The organism is Geodermatophilus telluris (assembly GCF_900102745.1).
GTDB lineage: Bacteria > Actinomycetota > Actinomycetes > Mycobacteriales > Geodermatophilaceae > Geodermatophilus > Geodermatophilus telluris.
The window spans coordinates 436,625-452,755 of the sequence record NZ_FMZF01000002.1 but is presented as its reverse complement, the minus strand read 5'-3'; the positions used below and the strand labels follow the sequence as shown (position 1 = coordinate 452,755).

16 protein-coding genes are annotated in these 16,131 nt (G+C 77.2%); 7 read left to right on the top strand and 9 right to left on the bottom strand.

Translation table 11 applies throughout. The annotated features are described in order from the left end of the window. Window positions 1-63: 63 nt before the first annotated feature. Window positions 64-771 (bottom strand): hypothetical protein, encoded by a 708-nt coding sequence (locus BLQ97_RS07350; RefSeq protein ID WP_091364767.1) that lies wholly within the window; start codon window positions 769-771, stop codon window positions 64-66. Between the two features lie 152 nt (window positions 772-923). Between BLQ97_RS07350 and BLQ97_RS07345 the strand changes: the two genes are divergently transcribed. The 3 genes from BLQ97_RS07345 to BLQ97_RS07335 all read left to right on the top strand — a co-directional run bounded on the left by BLQ97_RS07345 (window position 924) and on the right by BLQ97_RS07335 (window position 4,391). Next, window positions 924-1,700, top strand: a complete 777-nt coding sequence (locus BLQ97_RS07345) for an ABC transporter permease (RefSeq protein WP_091364766.1) — start codon at window positions 924-926, stop codon at window positions 1,698-1,700. A 106-nt stretch (window positions 1,701-1,806) separates the two neighbouring features. After that, a complete protein-coding gene (locus BLQ97_RS07340; RefSeq protein ID WP_091364764.1) occupies window positions 1,807-3,066 on the top strand; it encodes a S1C family serine protease in 1,260 nt (419 codons plus the stop codon). A 47-nt stretch (window positions 3,067-3,113) separates the two neighbouring features. Then, on the top strand, window positions 3,114-4,391 hold the full coding sequence (locus tag BLQ97_RS07335; RefSeq protein WP_091364762.1) for a DUF445 domain-containing protein: 1,278 nt from the start codon (window positions 3,114-3,116) through the stop codon (window positions 4,389-4,391). Between the two features lie 14 nt (window positions 4,392-4,405). Here BLQ97_RS07335 and rlmB read toward each other — a convergent pair whose 3' ends face one another. From rlmB to BLQ97_RS07310, 5 genes are read right to left on the bottom strand one after another with little or no spacing between them, the layout of a single operon-like run. After that, the gene (gene rlmB / locus BLQ97_RS07330) at window positions 4,406-5,380 is read right to left on the bottom strand and encodes a 23S rRNA (guanosine(2251)-2'-O)-methyltransferase RlmB (protein ID WP_245691943.1); all 975 of its coding nucleotides are present in this window, start codon (window positions 5,378-5,380) and stop codon (window positions 4,406-4,408) included. Further along, window positions 5,362-6,762, bottom strand: a complete 1,401-nt coding sequence (gene cysS / locus BLQ97_RS07325; protein WP_091364758.1) for a cysteine--tRNA ligase — start codon at window positions 6,760-6,762, stop codon at window positions 5,362-5,364. Before cysS ends, rlmB begins: the two co-directional genes overlap by 19 nt. A 25-nt stretch (window positions 6,763-6,787) precedes the next feature. Continuing rightward, window positions 6,788-7,288 carry a 2-C-methyl-D-erythritol 2,4-cyclodiphosphate synthase gene (ispF, locus tag BLQ97_RS07320; RefSeq protein ID WP_091364757.1) on the bottom strand — a complete coding sequence of 167 codons (501 nt, stop codon included), beginning with the start codon at window positions 7,286-7,288 and terminating at the stop codon, window positions 6,788-6,790. After that, the gene (gene ispD, locus BLQ97_RS07315; RefSeq protein ID WP_091364754.1) at window positions 7,285-7,947 is read right to left on the bottom strand and encodes a 2-C-methyl-D-erythritol 4-phosphate cytidylyltransferase; all 663 of its coding nucleotides are present in this window, start codon (window positions 7,945-7,947) and stop codon (window positions 7,285-7,287) included. The genes ispF and ispD overlap by 4 nt, the downstream gene beginning before the upstream one ends. Before the next feature lie 35 nt (window positions 7,948-7,982). Further along, window positions 7,983-8,465: a CarD family transcriptional regulator gene (locus tag BLQ97_RS07310; RefSeq protein ID WP_073418385.1), complete on the bottom strand. Its 483-nt coding sequence runs from the start codon at window positions 8,463-8,465 to the stop codon at window positions 7,983-7,985. Between the two features lie 131 nt (window positions 8,466-8,596). Between BLQ97_RS07310 and BLQ97_RS07305 the strand changes: the two genes are divergently transcribed. After that, the gene (locus BLQ97_RS07305) at window positions 8,597-9,442 is read left to right on the top strand and encodes a UbiA family prenyltransferase (RefSeq protein WP_091365748.1); all 846 of its coding nucleotides are present in this window, start codon (window positions 8,597-8,599) and stop codon (window positions 9,440-9,442) included. An 18-nt stretch (window positions 9,443-9,460) separates the two neighbouring features. Here BLQ97_RS07305 and BLQ97_RS07300 read toward each other — a convergent pair whose 3' ends face one another. The 3 genes from BLQ97_RS07300 to BLQ97_RS07290 form a co-directional block, all read right to left on the bottom strand. Continuing rightward, complete coding sequence (locus BLQ97_RS07300; protein WP_091364752.1) at window positions 9,461-10,435, bottom strand: hypothetical protein; 975 nt, start codon at window positions 10,433-10,435, stop codon at window positions 9,461-9,463. Further along, window positions 10,432-11,055 (bottom strand): RNA polymerase sigma factor, encoded by a 624-nt coding sequence (locus BLQ97_RS07295; protein ID WP_091364751.1) that lies wholly within the window; start codon window positions 11,053-11,055, stop codon window positions 10,432-10,434. The genes BLQ97_RS07300 and BLQ97_RS07295 overlap by 4 nt, the downstream gene beginning before the upstream one ends. 88 nt (window positions 11,056-11,143) lie before the next feature. Next, window positions 11,144-12,712, bottom strand: a complete 1,569-nt coding sequence (locus tag BLQ97_RS07290) for a cryptochrome/photolyase family protein (RefSeq protein WP_175471632.1) — start codon at window positions 12,710-12,712, stop codon at window positions 11,144-11,146. A 109-nt stretch (window positions 12,713-12,821) separates the two neighbouring features. On the opposite strand from BLQ97_RS07290, the gene BLQ97_RS07285 reads away from it, so the two are divergent. The 3 genes from BLQ97_RS07285 (at window position 12,822) to disA (ending at window position 16,124) form a co-directional block, all read left to right on the top strand. Then, window positions 12,822-13,514: a copper chaperone PCu(A)C domain-containing protein gene (locus tag BLQ97_RS07285; protein WP_091364747.1), complete on the top strand. Its 693-nt coding sequence runs from the start codon at window positions 12,822-12,824 to the stop codon at window positions 13,512-13,514. A gap of 57 nt (window positions 13,515-13,571) precedes the next feature. Further along, complete coding sequence (gene radA, locus BLQ97_RS07280) at window positions 13,572-14,945, top strand: DNA repair protein RadA (protein ID WP_091364746.1); 1,374 nt, start codon at window positions 13,572-13,574, stop codon at window positions 14,943-14,945. A gap of 90 nt (window positions 14,946-15,035) precedes the next feature. Then, window positions 15,036-16,124, top strand: a complete 1,089-nt coding sequence (gene disA, locus BLQ97_RS07275) for a DNA integrity scanning diadenylate cyclase DisA (protein ID WP_091364744.1) — start codon at window positions 15,036-15,038, stop codon at window positions 16,122-16,124. Window positions 16,125-16,131: the final 7 nt, after the last annotated feature.

Below are 16,131 nucleotides of genomic sequence, written 5' to 3'. Positions count from 1 at the left end.
CGAGGGAGCCAGTGTCCGACCGTGCGGTGGGGCCGGTCAACGGCCCCCGCGACGGCCGTGCGCTCAGGCCGCGCCGGTGCCCGCGGCCGGGCCCTCCTGCAGCCAGTCGGCCGGGTCGCTGCCGGGCAGCGGCCCCTCGGCCAGCCACCGGGCGAAGCCCTCGGGGTCGCGGCGCTCGAGCTCGTCGAGCGTCTCCTGGCGACGGCGGACCACGGCCTGGCGGGCCGCCGGGTCCAGCCGGCCGGCGAGGGCCGCCGTGGTGCCCAGCCACTCGCGGCCCAGCGCCACCGTCGACAGCGTCGCCACCGGCGGCAAGGACAGCACCCGGGCACCGGACTGGCCCGTTGACCCGGCGGTCCCCGGCCGCTGCGGCCCGGCCGGCGTCACCGGCGGCGGCACCGCGACCGGGCCGGGACGGCGCGCGCCGGGCCGGCCGGCGCGCAGCAGCCAGACGCCGAACCCCGCGACGACGAGCAGCGCGGCGGCCGCCGCGGTGAGCGTGGCACCGCCGAGCGCGGCGGTGCCGGAGAGGACGAGCAGGACCCCGATGGTGGCCGCCCCGGTGCGCCACGCGGCCTCCAGCGGCGCGGGACCGCCGTCGGTGGACTCGCGGGCCACCCCGGCGGCCAGGCAGGCGGTGACGACCGCGGCCAGCCCGACGGCCAGCAGCCCGGGCGGCCGCAGGGCCAGGCCGCCGACGACCGCGACGGCCGCCAGGGCGAGGGCGGCGACGCCCGAGAGCAGGCGGACGGGCAGGCCGCGGTCGGACATCGGACAGCCTCCAGGGGGGCAGGCCGGGCACGGGACCCGGCCGGCTCCGGGAGGAGCGGTCGGGACCGCCCCCTACCCAGCCACCACGCGGTTGCACACCGTGGCCGGGCGTGTCGTCGTCCCGCGGGTCGCCGACGGCATGATCGCGGCCCGTGGGCACCTCCGTCGTCGACCTCGGGCCGCGGCTGGCCGTCGTCCTCGTGCTGCTCACCGCGCTGGCCGCGGCCGGCGGCCGGCTGTCCGGGCTCGGCCAGGAGCGGCCGGTCGTGGTGGCGGCGCTGCGGGCCACCGTGCAGCTGGCCGCGGTCTCGGCGGTGCTGCTGGCCGTCGTCGGGTCGCTGTGGCTGTCGGCGGCCTTCGTGCTGCTCATGCTCGCCGTCGCGGCGGTCACCGCGGCCGGGCGGGTGAGCGGCCTGCCGCTGCGCGCCCCGGGCGCCCCGCGGCGGGTGGCGACGGCGGGCCTGGCGGTGGCCGGTGGGGCCGCGCCCGTGGTGGCGCTGGTGCTGGCCAGCGGCTCCGTGCCGCTGCGCGGGGTCGCCGTCGTCCCGGTGGCCGGGATCCTCGTCGGCGGCGCCATGACGGCGACCTCGCTGGCGGGACGGCGACTGCGCGAGGAGCTCGCCGGCCGCCGCGGCGAGGTGGAGGCCGCCCTGGCGCTCGGGCTGCTCCCCCGCGACGCCGTCCTCCTGGTGGCCCGTGCCTCGGCCGCCACCGCGCTGGTGCCGCCGCTGGACCAGACGCGGACCGTGGGGCTGGTCACCCTGCCGGGCGCCTACGTGGGCGTGCTCCTCGGCGGCGGCAGCCCGCTGGCGGCCGGTGCGGCCCAGCTGCTGGTGCTGGTCGGGCTGCTGGCCGCCGAGGTCGCCGCGGTGTGGATCGTCACCGAGCTGGTCGCGCGCGGGCAGGTGCTGGCCGACCTGCCCCGGTGAGGACGTCCAGCGACCTCACAGGCACCCTCCAGCGCCCCGCCAGACGCCGGGACCACCGTGGTCGTCGAGGGCGGCGGACGGCCGCCCGTGAGGGAGGCGCAGGACAGTGACCGACGGACAGCAGCACCCGGCGCAGCAGCCGACCGGCGCGACCCCGGGGTGGACCCCGCCCCCGGCCGGCGGGTCCTGGCACCCCTCCGGCGGGACCGCGACCGCGACGGTGCCGCCGCCGCTGGTGCCGCCCGTCCCTCCCGCTCCCCGTCGCACCGGCCGGCTGCGGCTCGGCGTCGCCGGCCTCCTGGCCGGGGCGCTGATCGGCGGCGGCGCCGGGGCCGGCGTGGTCGCGCTCACCGCCGACGGCGGCGGCGCGGCGCCGACGGCCGCCACCGCGCAGAGCGTCGTCGTCAAGGACCCCGAGACGGCGACCGCGGTGACCGCCGCCGCCGCCACGGCCGCGCCCAGCGTCGTCACCGTGTACGTCACCGGCGGCTCGGGCTCCGGCAGCGGCTCGGGCGTGGTGCTCTCCGCGGACGGCTACGTGCTCACCAACAACCACGTGGTCACCCTCGACGGCAGCACCGACGGCGCGACCATCCAGGTGCGCACCTCCGACGGCACGCTCTACGACGCCACCGTCGTCGGCACCGACCCGACCTCCGACCTCGCCGTGGTGAAGCTGCAGGGGGCCGACGGGCTGACCCCGGCCACCTTCGCCGACTCCGACGACGTCCAGGTCGGCGACCTCGCGGTGGCCATCGGCGCCCCGCTCGGCCTGTCCGACACCGTCACCGACGGGATCATCAGCGCGACGAACCGCGCGGTGGCCACCGGCTCCACCCGGGACGACGCGACGGTCATCGACGCGCTGCAGACCGACGCGGCGATCAACCCGGGCAACTCCGGCGGCGCGCTGGTGAACGCCGCCGGCGAGGTGGTCGGCATCAACACCGCCATCGCCTCGGTGGCCTCGGGTGCGCCGGGCCAGGACACGCAGAGCGGCAACATCGGCGTGGGCTTCGCCATCCCCAGCAACACCGCGCAGCGGATCGCGCAGGAGATCGTCGCCACCGGCTCGGCCACCCACGCGGTCCTCGGGGTGCAGGCGCAGACCGCGGCCGGCGACACCGGAAGCGAGGTCGGCACCGGGGCGCAGATCGTGCGGGTGGACCCGGGCGGCGCCGCGGCCGACGCCGGGCTGCAGGCCGGTGACGTCGTGACCGCCGTCGGCGACCGGGCGGTGACCACCTCCACCGAGCTGACCGCCGCGGTGCGCGACGCCGCCCCCGGTGACCGGGTGACGCTGACGGTCCAGCGCGACGGCCGGACGACGACCGTCGAGGTCACGCTCGGCAGCAGCGGCAGCTGACTCCCGCGCCCCGACGGCACCCTCCCGGGCCTCCTAGGCTCGGGAGGGTGTCGTCGTCCCCGAGCGCTCCGCTGGCCTCCTCGCTGGACGACCCGGAGCGCGCCGAGGGCCTGCGGCGGATGAAGCGGCTGGCCACCGGGCTGTTCCTGGTGGCCGCGGCGGTGTTCCTCGCCTGCGTGCTGGCCGGATCCGAGGCGGGGGCCTGGGTCGGATACGTGCGGGCCACCGCCGAGGCCTCGATGGTGGGCGCGCTGGCCGACTGGTTCGCCGTCACCGCGCTGTTCCGGCACCCGCTGCGGATCCCGATCCCGCACACGGCGATCATCCCGCGCAAGAAGGACCAGATCGGCGCCAGCCTGGGCACCTTCGTGCAGGAGAACTTCCTCACCCGCGCCGTCGTCGAGGACAAGCTGGCCACCGTCGACGTCCCCGGCCGGCTCGGGGGCTTCCTGGCCGCTCCCGGCCGGGCCGAGCGGCTGGCCGCCGACGCCGCGGTCGCGCTGGCCGGGGTCACCGACCTGCTGCGCGACGACGACGTGCAGGACGCCGTCGCCGGGCTGGTCGACCGCAAGCTGCACGAGACGCCGGCCGCGCCGGTGCTGGCCCGGGTGCTGGAGCTGGTCGTCGACGGCGACCGGCACCAGGAGGTGCTCTCGGCGGCGCTGCGCTACCTGGCCCGCTTCCTCGAGGACAACCGGGTGGTCTTCCGCGCCCAGCTCGGCGACGCCTCCCCCTCCTGGGTGCCCGACTGGGTCGACGACCGGGTGTTCGACCGGGTCTTCGCCGGGGTGCGGTCCTTCCTCGACGAGGTGGGCGCCGACCGGCACCACGAGCTGCGCCGGGTCTACGACGCCCGGCTGCGCGCCTACGTGCACGCGCTGCGCACCGACCCCGACACCGCCGCGCGGGTCGAGGCGTTCAAGAAGGAGCTGCTCGAGCACCCGGCGGTGCGCACCTGGTCCTCGTCGCTGTGGACCAACGCCAAGACCGCGTTCCTCGCCGCTGCCGCCGACCCCGACTCCGAGCTCCGGGCGCGGGTGGCCGGGCTGGTCCGCGACGCGGCGCGGCTGCTGCAGACCGACCCGCGGGTGCGCGAGCGGGTGCAGCGGCAGTCGGTGCGGGTGGCCGGCTACCTGGTCGACCGCTTCGCCGGCGAGCTGGCCGACGTCGTCGGCGCCACCGTGGCCCGCTGGGACACCGAGGAGACCAGCCGCCGCATCGAGCTGCAGGTGGGCCGCGACCTGCAGTTCATCCGCATCAACGGCACCGTCGTCGGCGGCCTCGCCGGCCTGGTCATCTACACCGTCGCCCAGCTGCTCGGCTGAGCCCGGCGCGGCCGCTACCGGCGGGCCTGGGCGACGGCGTAGAGGGCGATGCCGGCCGCGACGCTGACGTTGAGCGACTCGGTGTCGCGGGCGATCGGGATGCGCAGGACGACGTCGCAGCGCTCGCGGACCAGCCGCGACAGCCCCGCCCCCTCCGCGCCGACGACCAGCGCGACGGGGTCGGCCAGGCCGTCGAACTCGTGCAGGTCGGTGTCGCCGTCGCCGGCCAGGCCCACGGTCATGAGCCCCGCGTCCTGGTAGGAGGCCAGCGCGCGGGCGAGGTTGACCGCGCGGGCCACCGGCAGGCGGGCGGCGGCGCCGGCGCTGGTCCGCCAGGCCGAGGCGGTCATGCCGACGGCGCGGCGCTGCGGGACGACGACCCCGTGCGCGGCGAACGCGGCCGCCGAGCGGACGACGGCGCCGAGGTTGCGCGGGTCGGTGACGCCGTCCATGGCCACCACCAGCGGCGGCCGGCCGGAGTCGCGGGCGACGTCGAGCAGGTCGTCGGGGTGGGCGTAGGAGTACGGCGGGACCTGCAGGCCGATGCCCTGGTGCAGCGCCCCGTTCGACATCCGGTCGAACTCGGCCTTCCCGACCTCGAGCAGCGGCAGTCCGCGGTCGGCGGCCAGCTGCACCGCCTCGGTGATCCGCTCGTCGGTGCGCCCGCCGTCGCCGGTGACGACGTAGAGCGCGGTCGCCGGGATCTCCGCGCGCAGCGCCTCGACCACCGGGTTGCGGCCCAGCAGCAGCTCCGGGGCCTCCTCGGCGCGCTGGCGGCTGCGGTCGCGGTCGGCCCGGCGGCGGGCGTCGGCCTGCGCGCGGCGCTGCGCCGGGTGGCCGGGGCGCATCTCGGCCGGCGGGGTGGCCCCGCGGCCGGCGAGCGACCGGCGGTTCTTGCCACCGGTGCCGGCGGTGGCGCCCTTCTTGCCGGCACCGCTCGTGCGGCCGCGGCGCTGGCTGTTGCCGGCCATCAGCGGGTCAGCTCCCATCGGGGTCCCTGCGGGGTGTCCTCGACCTGCACGCCGAGGGCGGTGAGCTGGTCACGCAGCGCGTCGGCCGCCGCGTAGTCCTTGCGGGCGCGGGCGGCCTGCCGCTGGTCGAGCGCCAGCCGGACCAGCCCGTCGGTCACCTCGGCCAGCCGGTCCCCGCCGCCGCCGGCCCACCGCGGGTCGAGCGGGTCCAGGCCGAGCACGGCCAGCATCGCGCGGACCGCACCGAGCGCGGCGGCGGTCGCGGTGTCGTCGCCGTCGGCCAGGGCGGTGTTGCCCACCCGGACGGTGTCGTGCACGACGGCGACGGCGGCCGGCGTGCCCAGGTCGTCGTCCAGGGCCGCGCGGAAGGCCTCCGGGAGCCCGGCCGGGTGCTCGGCGCCCACCCGCTCGGCGGCCCGCTGCACGAACGCCTCGACCCGCCGGTACGCCGCGCCCGCCTCGGCCAGCGCGGTGTCGGTGAACTCGATGGTCGAGCGGTAGTGCGGGGCGACCAGGTAGTAGCGCAGCTCCACCGGCCGCACCCGACGCACCACCTCGTCGACCAGCGCGGTGTTGCCCAGCGACTTGCTCATCTTCTCGCCGCCGAGGGTGACCCAGCCGTTGTGCAGCCAGTACCGCGCGAACCCGTCGCCGGCCGCGCGCGACTGCGCCTGCTCGTTCTCGTGGTGGGGGAAGCGCAGGTCCAGCCCGCCGCCGTGGACGTCGAAGTCCGGTCCGAGGTAGCGCTCCGCCATCGCCGAGCACTCCAGGTGCCAGCCCGGCCGACCGCGGCCCCACGGCGTCGGCCACGCGGCGGTGTCGGGCTCGCCGGGCTTGTGCGCCTTCCACAGCGCGAAGTCGCGGGGGTCGCGCTTGCGCTCGTCGGTGTCGGTGTCGGCGGCCGGCTCGAGGTCCTCCAGGCGCTGGCGGGTCAGCGCCCCGTACTCCGGGAACGAGCGGACGTCGAAGTAGACGTCGCCGTCGACGGCGTAGGCGTGCCCGCGCTCCACCAGCCGCTCGACGAGCTCGACCATGTCGGGCACGTGGCCGGTGGCGCGCGGCTCGTAGGTGGGCGGCCGGACGCCGAGGACGTCGTAGGCGCGGGTGCAGGCCAGCTCGTTGGTGTAGGCCCAGGCCCACCACGGGACACCGGCGTCGGCGGCCCTGGCGAGGATCTTGTCGTCGATGTCGGTGACGTTGCGGACCAGCGTGACGTCGAGGTCGTGGCCCCGCTCCAGCCAGCTGCGCAGCACGTCGAAGACCAGCGCGGCGCGCACGTGGCCCACGTGCGGCGGCCCCTGCACGGTGAGCCCGCAGACGTACACGGAGGCCTGTCCCGCACGCAGCGGCGTGAAGTCGCGGACCGCGCGGGCGGCCGTGTCGTACAGGCGGAGGCTCACTGCGCGGAGTCTACGGAGCGCTGCATCAGAGGGGCGCGGAGTCCACGGACCCCGCCCCGACGACCAGCGCGGTCGCGATGGCCGCCCGGCCCTCGCCCCGCCCGACCAGGCCGAGCCCGTCGGTGGTGGTGGCGGTGACGCTCACCGGGGCGCCCAGCGCGGCCGACAGCGCGGCCTCCGCCTCCGCCCGGCGCGGGCCGAGCTTCGGCGCCGGCGCGACCAGCTGCACGGCGGCGTTGCCGACCCGCCAGCCGGCCGCCGCGAGGGTCTCCCGCACGTGCTCGAGGACGGCGACCCCGCGGGCGCCGGCCCAGCGCGGGTCGTCGGTGCCCAGCAGGCCGCCGATGTCGCCGAGCCCGGCGGCCGACAGGACGGCGTCGGTGAGGGCGTGCGCGACCACGTCGCCGTCGGAGTGCCCGGCACAGCCGTCGGCGCCGGGCCACTCCAGGCCGGCCAGCCAGCACGGGCGGCCGGCCTCGACCGGGTGCACGTCGACGCCCAGGCCGACCCGCGGCAGCCCGGTCACCGGGCCACCAGCAGCCCGGCCAGGTGCAGGTCGTGCGGCACGGTCACCTTCGCGGCGCGCTCGTCGCCCTCGACGGTCGCCACGGGGACGCCGGCCGCGCGCACCACGGCGGCGTCGTCGGTGAGCTCCACGCCCTCGGCCAGGCCGGCGTAGGCGGCGACCAGGGTGGCGCGGTGGAAGCCCTGCGGCGTCTGCACCCGGCGCAGCCGCGCCCGCGGGACGGCGTCGGTGACCAGGCCGCCGTCGTCGACGACGACGGTGGTGTCGACGACGGGCAGCACCGGGACGACGGCGGGCGCGCCGGCCGCGAGCGCGGCGAGGACGCGGGCGACGACGTCGGGCGGGGTGAGCGGGCGGGCCGCGTCGTGCACGAGGACGACGTCGGCCCCCGGGCCGGCCGCGGCCAGGCCGGCGCGGACCGAGGCGGTGCGGGTGGCGCCGCCCTCGACCAGTCGCACCCGGCCGGGCAGCGCGGCGGCGAAGCCCGCGCGCTCGGCGGCGGGGACGGTCACCACGACCTCGTCGACCCCGCCGGCGAGCAGCGTCTCGACCGCCCAGGCGACCAGCGGCCGGCCGGCCAGCTCGACGAGCGCCTTGGGCCGGTCGGCCCCCAGACGCGAACCACTCCCGGCCGCTGCGACGACGCCGACAGCGGACACGGGAGTGGCCGGGTGGAGCAGAGGGTGTGCGGGGTTCAGCTGGCGAGGACCTCGTCGAGCAGGACCTCGGCCTTGTCCTCGTTGGTGCCCTCGGCGAGCGCGAGCTCGCTGACCAGGATCTGGCGGGCCTTGGACAGCATCCGCTTCTCACCGGCGGAGAGGCCACGGTCCTTGTCGCGGCGCCACAGGTCGCGGACGACCTCGGCCACCTTGTTCACGTCGCCGGAGGCCAGCTTCTCGAGGTTGGCCTTGTAGCGGCGCGACCAGTTGGTCGGCTCCTCGGTGTGCGGGGCCCGCAGGACCTCGAACACGCGGTTGAGCCCGTCCTGACCGACGACGTCGCGGACGCCGACGATCTCTGCGTTGTCGGCCGGCACGCGCACGGTCAGGTCGCCCTGGGCGACCTTCAGCACGAGGTAGGCCTTCTCTTCACCCTTGATGACCCGCGTCTCGATCGCCTCGATCAGAGCGGCACCGTGGTGCGGGTAGACGACGGTCTCGCCGACAGTGAAGCCCATGTGATTGTGACCCCTTTCGCTGACTCCAGGTTAGCACGGCACACTGACGGCCGGACAGGACCGTCTGCTCGTTTGCGCAGGTCAGAGGCCTGGTGAAGTCGTCGGGAGGGGTTGACAGGGGCGTGGTCGGTGTGCGTGCGCACCCCTCGCGGGTCTCCCTCGTGCGGGCCCTCGTGCTCGCCACGCACGCCCCGCCGGCGGCCGCGGTGACCGTCGTCGCGACACTGCTCGCCGTCGCCGCGGGGTTGCCCGCCGGGCGCGCGGCGCTCGTCGGGGTGGCCGTCCTCGCAGGTCAGGCCTCGATCGGCTGGAGCAACGACTGGCTCGACGCCGACCGCGACCGGGCCGTCGCCCGCACCGACAAGCCCGTGGTGCAGGGGGCCGTGGCCCCTGCCGTGCTGCGGACGGCGGCGCTCGCGGCGGCCGCGGCGGCCGTCGTCCTCTCGCTGCTGCTGGGCGCGGTGCCCGGGCTGCTGCTGCTGGTCCTGGTGGCCAGCGGGTGGGCCTACAACGCCGGGCTCAAGCGGACCGCGGCGTCGGGCCTGCCCTACCTGACCGGCTTCGGCGCGCTCCCGGCCGGCGTGGTGGCCGCCGCGCCGGGGGTGCCGGTGGCGCCGTGGTGGCTGCCCGTCGCCGGCGCGGCGCTGGGGGCGGCGGCGCACCTGGCCAACGTGGCGCCCGACCTCGACGACGACCTCGCCACCGGGGTGCGCGGGCTGCCGCACCGGCTGGGCGCCCGGGCCTCGGCGGTGCTGGGTGCGCTGCTGCTGGGGACGGCGTCCCTGGTGCTGGTGCTCGGGCCGGCCGGCCCTCCGGCCTGGTGGGGCTGGGCCGGGCTGGTGCTGGCCGTGCCGGCCGTCGTGGTCGCGGCGCTGGCCGGGACGGCCCGCTTCCGCCGCGCGGCCTTCCCGGCGGTGCTGCTGCTGACGGTGCTCGACGTGGTGCTGCTGGTGGCCGGCGGGGCCGCGCTCACCTGAGCACGGCCCCGCCCTGGCTCACTTCCGGCCGTTGCCGTTGCCGTTGCCGCCCGCGTTGCCGTTGCCACCGCCGTTGCCGTGGCCACCGCCGGTGCCGGTCGCGGCAGGCGCCGGGGCCGGGGCCGGGGCGGGAGCGGCCTGCTGGACCGGGGCCGGCGCGGTGTCGTCCACCGGGACGGGGGCCGGGGCGGGCGCCGGCGCGGGGGCCGGGGCCGGGGCCACGCCGGCGCGGGCGGCCTGGCGGTCGGCGTTGCGCTTGTGGGCGGCCGCGCTGACGCGCTCTCCGGTGGCCCAGCCCATGGTCGCGCCCTCGCTGACCCACGAGCCGAAGGACTGGCCCACGGCCGGGCCGGCGGCCCACTCGGTCTCGGTCAGGCCCGACGCGGAGAGCTCCGGCTCCTCGGTGTCGTCGCCGGGCACCTCGGCCGGGTCGCCGACGACCGGCGCCGGCGCCTCGGGGTCGGCCGGCGCGGGCTCGACGACCACCGGCGCGGGCTGGGGGTCGGCCGGCGCGGGCTCGCCGTCCTCGGGGGTGGTGACCACCGGGGCGGGGACCTCGCCGGTGCCCTCGCCGTCGGCGGGCTGGCTGTCGACGACGGTCTCGACCGGGGCCGTGGGCTCCTCGGTGGCGGCGATCGTCGTCACGGTGCCGGTGAGGGCCACGGCGACGACGCCGGTCGCGGCGGCGGCCTTGGCGGCGATGCCGGCGGCGGCGAGCTTGGCGGTGAGGGTGCTGAGGATCATGCGGGGTCTCTTCCGTGAGGCCCGGGCGGGCTGCCCGGTCGTCCGCGTGGACGGTTCCGACTGGTCGGTGAGCAGACCGGTCGCCAGCAGCTCGGCCAGGGCGGCGGAGGGCCGCCCGGGCGCGGTGGCCGCGGCCCGGACCGCGTCGGTGAACGCGGTCAGGTGCGCGGCGCCCGTGGGCACGGGCCGCCCGGCGAGGCAGGCCGCGAAGGCCTCCTCGTCGGTCCGGGCGTCGGCTGGCGTGGTCATCTCGCTCCCGTCATCGCCGGGCGGGCCGGGAAGGGTGCGCGCCCCGCCACAGCCGTCTCACCCGTCCGGGGGGCACCGGCCGGCTCGAGCCGGGCGCGCAGTGTCCGCAGCCCGCGCCGCTGCAGCGCCTTGACCGAGCCGGTCGAGCGGTCCATCACCGCCGCCACCTGCTCCACGGTCAGGTCGGCGAGCACCCGCAGCAGCAGCACCGAGCGCTGGTCGGCGGGCAGGTCGGCGCACATCCGGTGCACGGTCTCGGTGCCCAGCCGGGCGAGGACGTCGTCCTCGACGTCGCCGCCGGGCGTCTCGGGCAGCGCGTCGGCGCCGTCGTCGGCCAGCTGGGGGCGGCGGCTGCGCCGGCGCCACTCGTCGACCAGTCGCCGGTGGGCGATGGTGAACACCCACGAGCGCAGCGCGTCCTCGTCGCCGGAGAAGCCGCCGAGGCCGCGGAACACCGCGAGGAACGTCTCGCTGGCCAGGTCGTCGGCGTCCGCGGCGCCGTGCACCCGCAGGTAGCCGGTCACCGCCGGGGAGAGGTCGCGGTAGAGCACCTCGAAGGCCCACGCCGCGCCCGCCTGGGCCGCCGCGAGGACGTCGTCGAACGCCGGTCCCGTCGCCATCCGCACCTCCTGCCGTTCCCCCTGTGCGGAGCAGGCATCGGCAGGTGCGGCACGGAACTGGACCGCTGTCCCCCGTCCGGGGAGGCGGTCAGGGCGGGCTGGTGCCCCGGGCGACCTCCTGCTCGACGACCAGCGGGAGGTCCTTGAGCCGGTCGAGGCCCTGCAGCGGACGGCGCATCCGCAGGTTGCCGGCCAGCCGCTCGCGGTTGCGCTCCAGGAAGGCCCAGTAGCCGGCCGTGTAGGGGCAGGCGTCCTCGCCCAGGCGCTGCCGCGGGTCGTAGGAGCAGCCGCGGCAGTAGTCGCTCATCCGGTCGATGTAGGCGCCGCCGGCGGCGTAGGGCTTGGTGGCCAGCGCCCCGCCGTCGGCGTGCTGGCTCATGCCGACGACGTTGGCGACCATCACCCAGTCGTAGCCGTCGACGAACGTGCGGTGGAACCAGTCGGTCATCGCCAGCGGGTCGATCCCGCGCTGCAGCGCGTAGTTGCCGAGCACCATCAGCCGCGGGATGTGGTGCACCCACCCGTCGCGGCGCAGGTCGCCGAGGACGCCGGACAGGCACGCGGCGTCGACGGCGCCGTCGTCGAGGTCGGCCAGCCAGCCGGGCACCGGCTCGGTCGCGCGCAGGGCGTTGGCGTGCCGGTAGTGCCGGCCGAAGTGCCAGTAGGTGTGCCAGATGTAGTCCCGCCAGCCCATGACCTGCCGGACGAAGCCCTCGACGGAGTTCAGCGGCAGCGGGTCGCCGTCGGCGGCGCGGGCCCGGGCGACGTCCTCGGCGGCGTGCACCACCTCCAGCGGGTCGAGCAGGCCGAGGTTCATCGCCGGCGACAGCAGCGAGTGGGCCAGCCAGCGCTCGCCGGCGAGCATCGCGTCCTCGTGCGGGCCGAAGACGCCCAGCCGCTGGGTGAGGAAGTCGTGCAGCCGGGTGAGCGCCTCCTCGCGGGTGACCGGGAACAGCCGCGGGCCGTCGTCCCCGACGAAGGAGACCTCGCCGTCGGCCTCCCAGCGGTCGAGGTCGGCGCGCACCTGCTCGTCGATCTCGTCCTCGGCCGGCCACCACGGCTCCGGCGCCGGTGAGCGGCCGTCGCGGGGGGCGGGCTCGCGGTTCTCCTGGTCGTAGTTCCACCGCCCGCCCAGCGGCTCGGCGCCGTCCATGAGGACGCCGAGCCGGCGGCGGGCGTCGCGGTAGAAGTCCTCCATGAGCAGCCGGCGGCCGCCGCGGCCCTCGACCCACCGGGCGAACTCGCCCTGGCTGCTGACGAAGCCGCGCGCGGCGAGCACCTCGAGGCCGGGGCGCTGCAGCACGTAGTCGCGGCTGCTCCAGGTGGTGGGCGCGCAGACGCTGAGCGGCTCGTCGTACCGGTCGAGCGCCTCGGCGTAGGTGGTGACCCGGTGGAGGTCGGCCCGGTCGCCGAGCTCGGCGGCGCGGTGGCGCAGCGCGGAGAGCACGAGGTGCGCCTTCTGCCGGTGGAACCGGCGGCGGGCGAAGACGGCCTTCGACTCGACGAGCAGGACCGGCTGGTCGGGCGCGTCGAGGAAGTGCGGGCCGAGCTGGTCGGCGAACAGCCAGCGGCGGGTGCCCGGCGACCGCTCGGGGAAGTCGGCCAGCGCCGGGTCCCGTTCCCCCGCCGCCGCACCGCCCGTCGCCGGTCGCTCCACCCGCCTCACCTCCCGGCGGACATGGTGGGTCGACCGTTAGGCTCGGCGCGACTCGGGCCACCGATCCCCACGGTGGCCGGCACGTGTTCCCCGCTGGAGGTCGACCGCTGTGAACCGCGCGAAGAGCGCCGCCGTGATGGGTGCCCTCGTGATCGCCCCGGTCGTCCTCGGTGCCTGCAGCGCCGGGCAGGTCTCCCAGACCGGCACGCAGGACCGCGACAAGGTCGGCCCCCAGGCGCAGGTCGAGGACGTCCTGCTGCGCCAGGTGCTGATCGCCTACCCCGAGGAGGGGCAGTACGAGGAGGGGGACGACGCCGAGCTGATCGTCACGGTCGTCAACACGTCGAACGCCGACGACACCCTCACCGACATCGAGGGCGAGGGCTTCAGCGGCCTGCAGGTGGCCGGCACCGGCCCGACGCCCTCCCCGTCCTCCCCCGCCGGCGACCAGCCCACGGCGACGCCCACCCCGGGCTCGACCGGCGCCACCCCGGCCGCGCCGCCCACCGCCGCCGCCCCGACCAGCGCCTCCCCGACGGCGAGCTCGCAGCTGTCGCTGGACGTCCCCGCCGACACCGCCCTCTACATCGGGCGGGAGGACGGCGCGACGGTGACCCTGCAGGACCTCGCCGAGCCGCTCACCCCCGGGCAGAACCTGACGCTGACCTTCACCTTCGAGCAGGCCGGCGAGATCACCGTGCAGGCGGTCGTGGCCGGCCCCGAGGAGGAGGTCGAGCGCGGCGAGCCCTTCGAGTTCGACACCGAGGAGGAGTCGGACGAGCCCAACACCGAGGCGGAGTGACGCGGGGCCCCCTGCGTCCTCCCCGGGAGTGTCGGTAGCCGCACCTACCGTGGCGGCATGCCCCCGTCCGGAGTGAAGGCCGCCCGCCCCGCCCACCGCTGCACCGAGTGCGGCTACGCCTCGGCGAAGTGGGTCGGCCGCTGCCCCGAGTGCCAGGCCTGGGGGACGCTGCAGGAGGCCGGACCGCCGGCCGCGGCGCTGCGCTCGGTGGCGGCCGGCCCGGTCACCGCCCCCGCCCGGCCGATCGCCCAGGTCGAGCTGACCGGCGCGCGCGCCGTCCCCACCGGCATCCCCGAGTTCGACCGGGTGCTCGGCGGCGGGCTGGTGCCCGGCGCGGTGGTCCTGGTCGCCGGCGAGCCGGGGGTGGGCAAGTCCACGCTGCTGCTCGAGGTCGCCCACCGCGTCGCCGAGGGCAACGGCCCGACGCTGGTGGTCTCCGGGGAGGAGTCCGCGGCCCAGGTGCGGCTGCGCGCCGAGCGGATCGGCGCCCTGCACGACCGGCTCTACCTCGCCGCGGAGACCGAGCTGTCGGCGGTGCTGGCCCACGTCGAGCAGGTGGCCCCGTCGCTGCTGGTCCTCGACAGCGTGCAGACCGTCCGCTCCCCGGCCGTCGACGGCACCGACGGCGGGGCCACCCAGGTGCGGGCGGTGGCCACCGCGCTCACCGCCGTCGCCAAGTCCCGCGGGATGACCACCATCCTGGTCGGGCACGTGACCAAGGACGGCGCGATCGCCGGCCCCCGGTCGCTGGAGCACCTCGTCGACGTCGTCGTCTCCTTCGACGGCGAGCGGCACTCGACCCTGCGCCTGGTGCGGGCCACCAAGAACCGGTTCGGCCCCGCCGACGAGATCGGCTGCTTCGAGATCGGCGACGGCGGCGTGGTCGGCGTCCCCGACCCCTCGCACCTGTTCGTCTCCCGGCGCACCGCCGCGGTCCCGGGCAGCTGCGTCACGGTGACCATGGAGGGCAGCCGGCCGCTGCTGGCCGAGGTGCAGGCGCTGGTGGCCACCAGCGCCGGCGGCGGCTCCCCGCGGCGGGCGGTCAGCGGGCTGGACTCCCAGCGGGTGGCGATGGTCAACGCCGTCGTCGAGCGGCGCGGCGGCGTGCGGCTGGCCGACGCCGACGTGTTCGCCGCCTCCGTCGGCGGGGTGAAGATCGCCGAGCCCGCGGCCGACCTGGCGCTGGCGCTGGCCATCGCGTCCGCGTCCCGGGACACGCCCCTGCCCGAGGGCCTGATCGCGCTCGGCGAGGTCGGCCTGTCCGGCGAGATCCGGCGGGTCGGCGGCACCGGGCGGCGGCTGGCCGAGGCCGCCCGGCAGGGCTACCGGCTGGCGCTCGTGCCGCCCGATGCCGGCCCCGCCCCCAAGGGCATCCGGCTGATGGAGGTGCCCGACCTCGGCGCGGCGCTGTCCTCGCTGTTCCCCGGGTGAGCCGCCCGCCCGCCGCACCCCGCTCGCGACCGGCCGGCAGGCGTGCCACGTAGACTCGGCCGCCGCACCACGTCGACGTCAGGAGCGCCCGTGCCGCCCGCTGTGGACTCCGAGGTCGCCCTCCGGGAGCTCCTCGGCCGCATCGCCCCCGGGACGGCGCTGCGCGACGGCCTGGAGCGCATCCTGGCCGGTCGCACGGGCGCCCTGATCGCGCTCGGCTACGACCGGGTCGTGGAGTCGATCTGCACCGGCGGGTTCGCCCTCGACGTCGCGCTGTCGGCCACCCGGCTGCGCGAGCTGGCGAAGATGGACGGCGCGGTCATCCTGTCCTCCGACGGGCTGCGGATCGTGCGCGCCGGCGTGCACCTGATGCCCGACCCGACGGTCCCCACCGAGGAGTCGGGCACCCGGCACCGCACCGCCGAGCGGGTGGCCGTGCAGACCGGCTTCCCGGTCATCTCGGTCAGCCAGTCCATGCACATCATCAGCGTCTACGTGGCCGGGCGGCGCTACACCCTCGAGCACCCGACGACGATCCTGGCGCGCGCCAACCAGGCCCTCGCGGCGCTGGAGCGCTACAAGCTGCGCCTCGACGAGGTGGCCAGCACGCTGTCGGCGCTGGAGATCGAGGACCTGGTCACCGTCCGCGACGCGATGAGCGTCAGCCAGCGGCTGGAGATGGTGCGCCGGATCGCCGACGAGATCGAGGGCTTCGTCGTCGAGCTGGGCACCGACGGCCGGCTGCTGGCGCTGCAGCTCGACGAGATGCTGGCCGGGGTCGAGGAGGACCGCGCGCTGCTGGTGCGCGACTACCTCCCCGGCGGCGGCGGACGGCGGCCCCGCAGCATCGAGCAGGTGCTCACCGACCTGCGGGCGCTGTCGGCCACCGAGCTGCTCGACCTCTCCGCGGTCGCCCGCTGCTACGGCCTGCCCACCTCGGCCGAGGCCCTCGACTCCCCCGTCAGCCCCCGCGGCTACCGGCTGCTGGCGCGCGTGCCCCGCCTGCCGGCCGGGATCATCGACCGGCTGGTCGACCACTTCGGCGGCCTGCAGAAGCTGCTGGCCGCCACCATCGAGGACCTGCTCGCCGTCGAGGGCGTCGGCGAGGCGCGCGCCCGCGGGATCCGCGAGGGCCTGTCCCGGCTGGCCGAGACCTCGATCCTCGACCGCTACAGCTGAGAAAGGA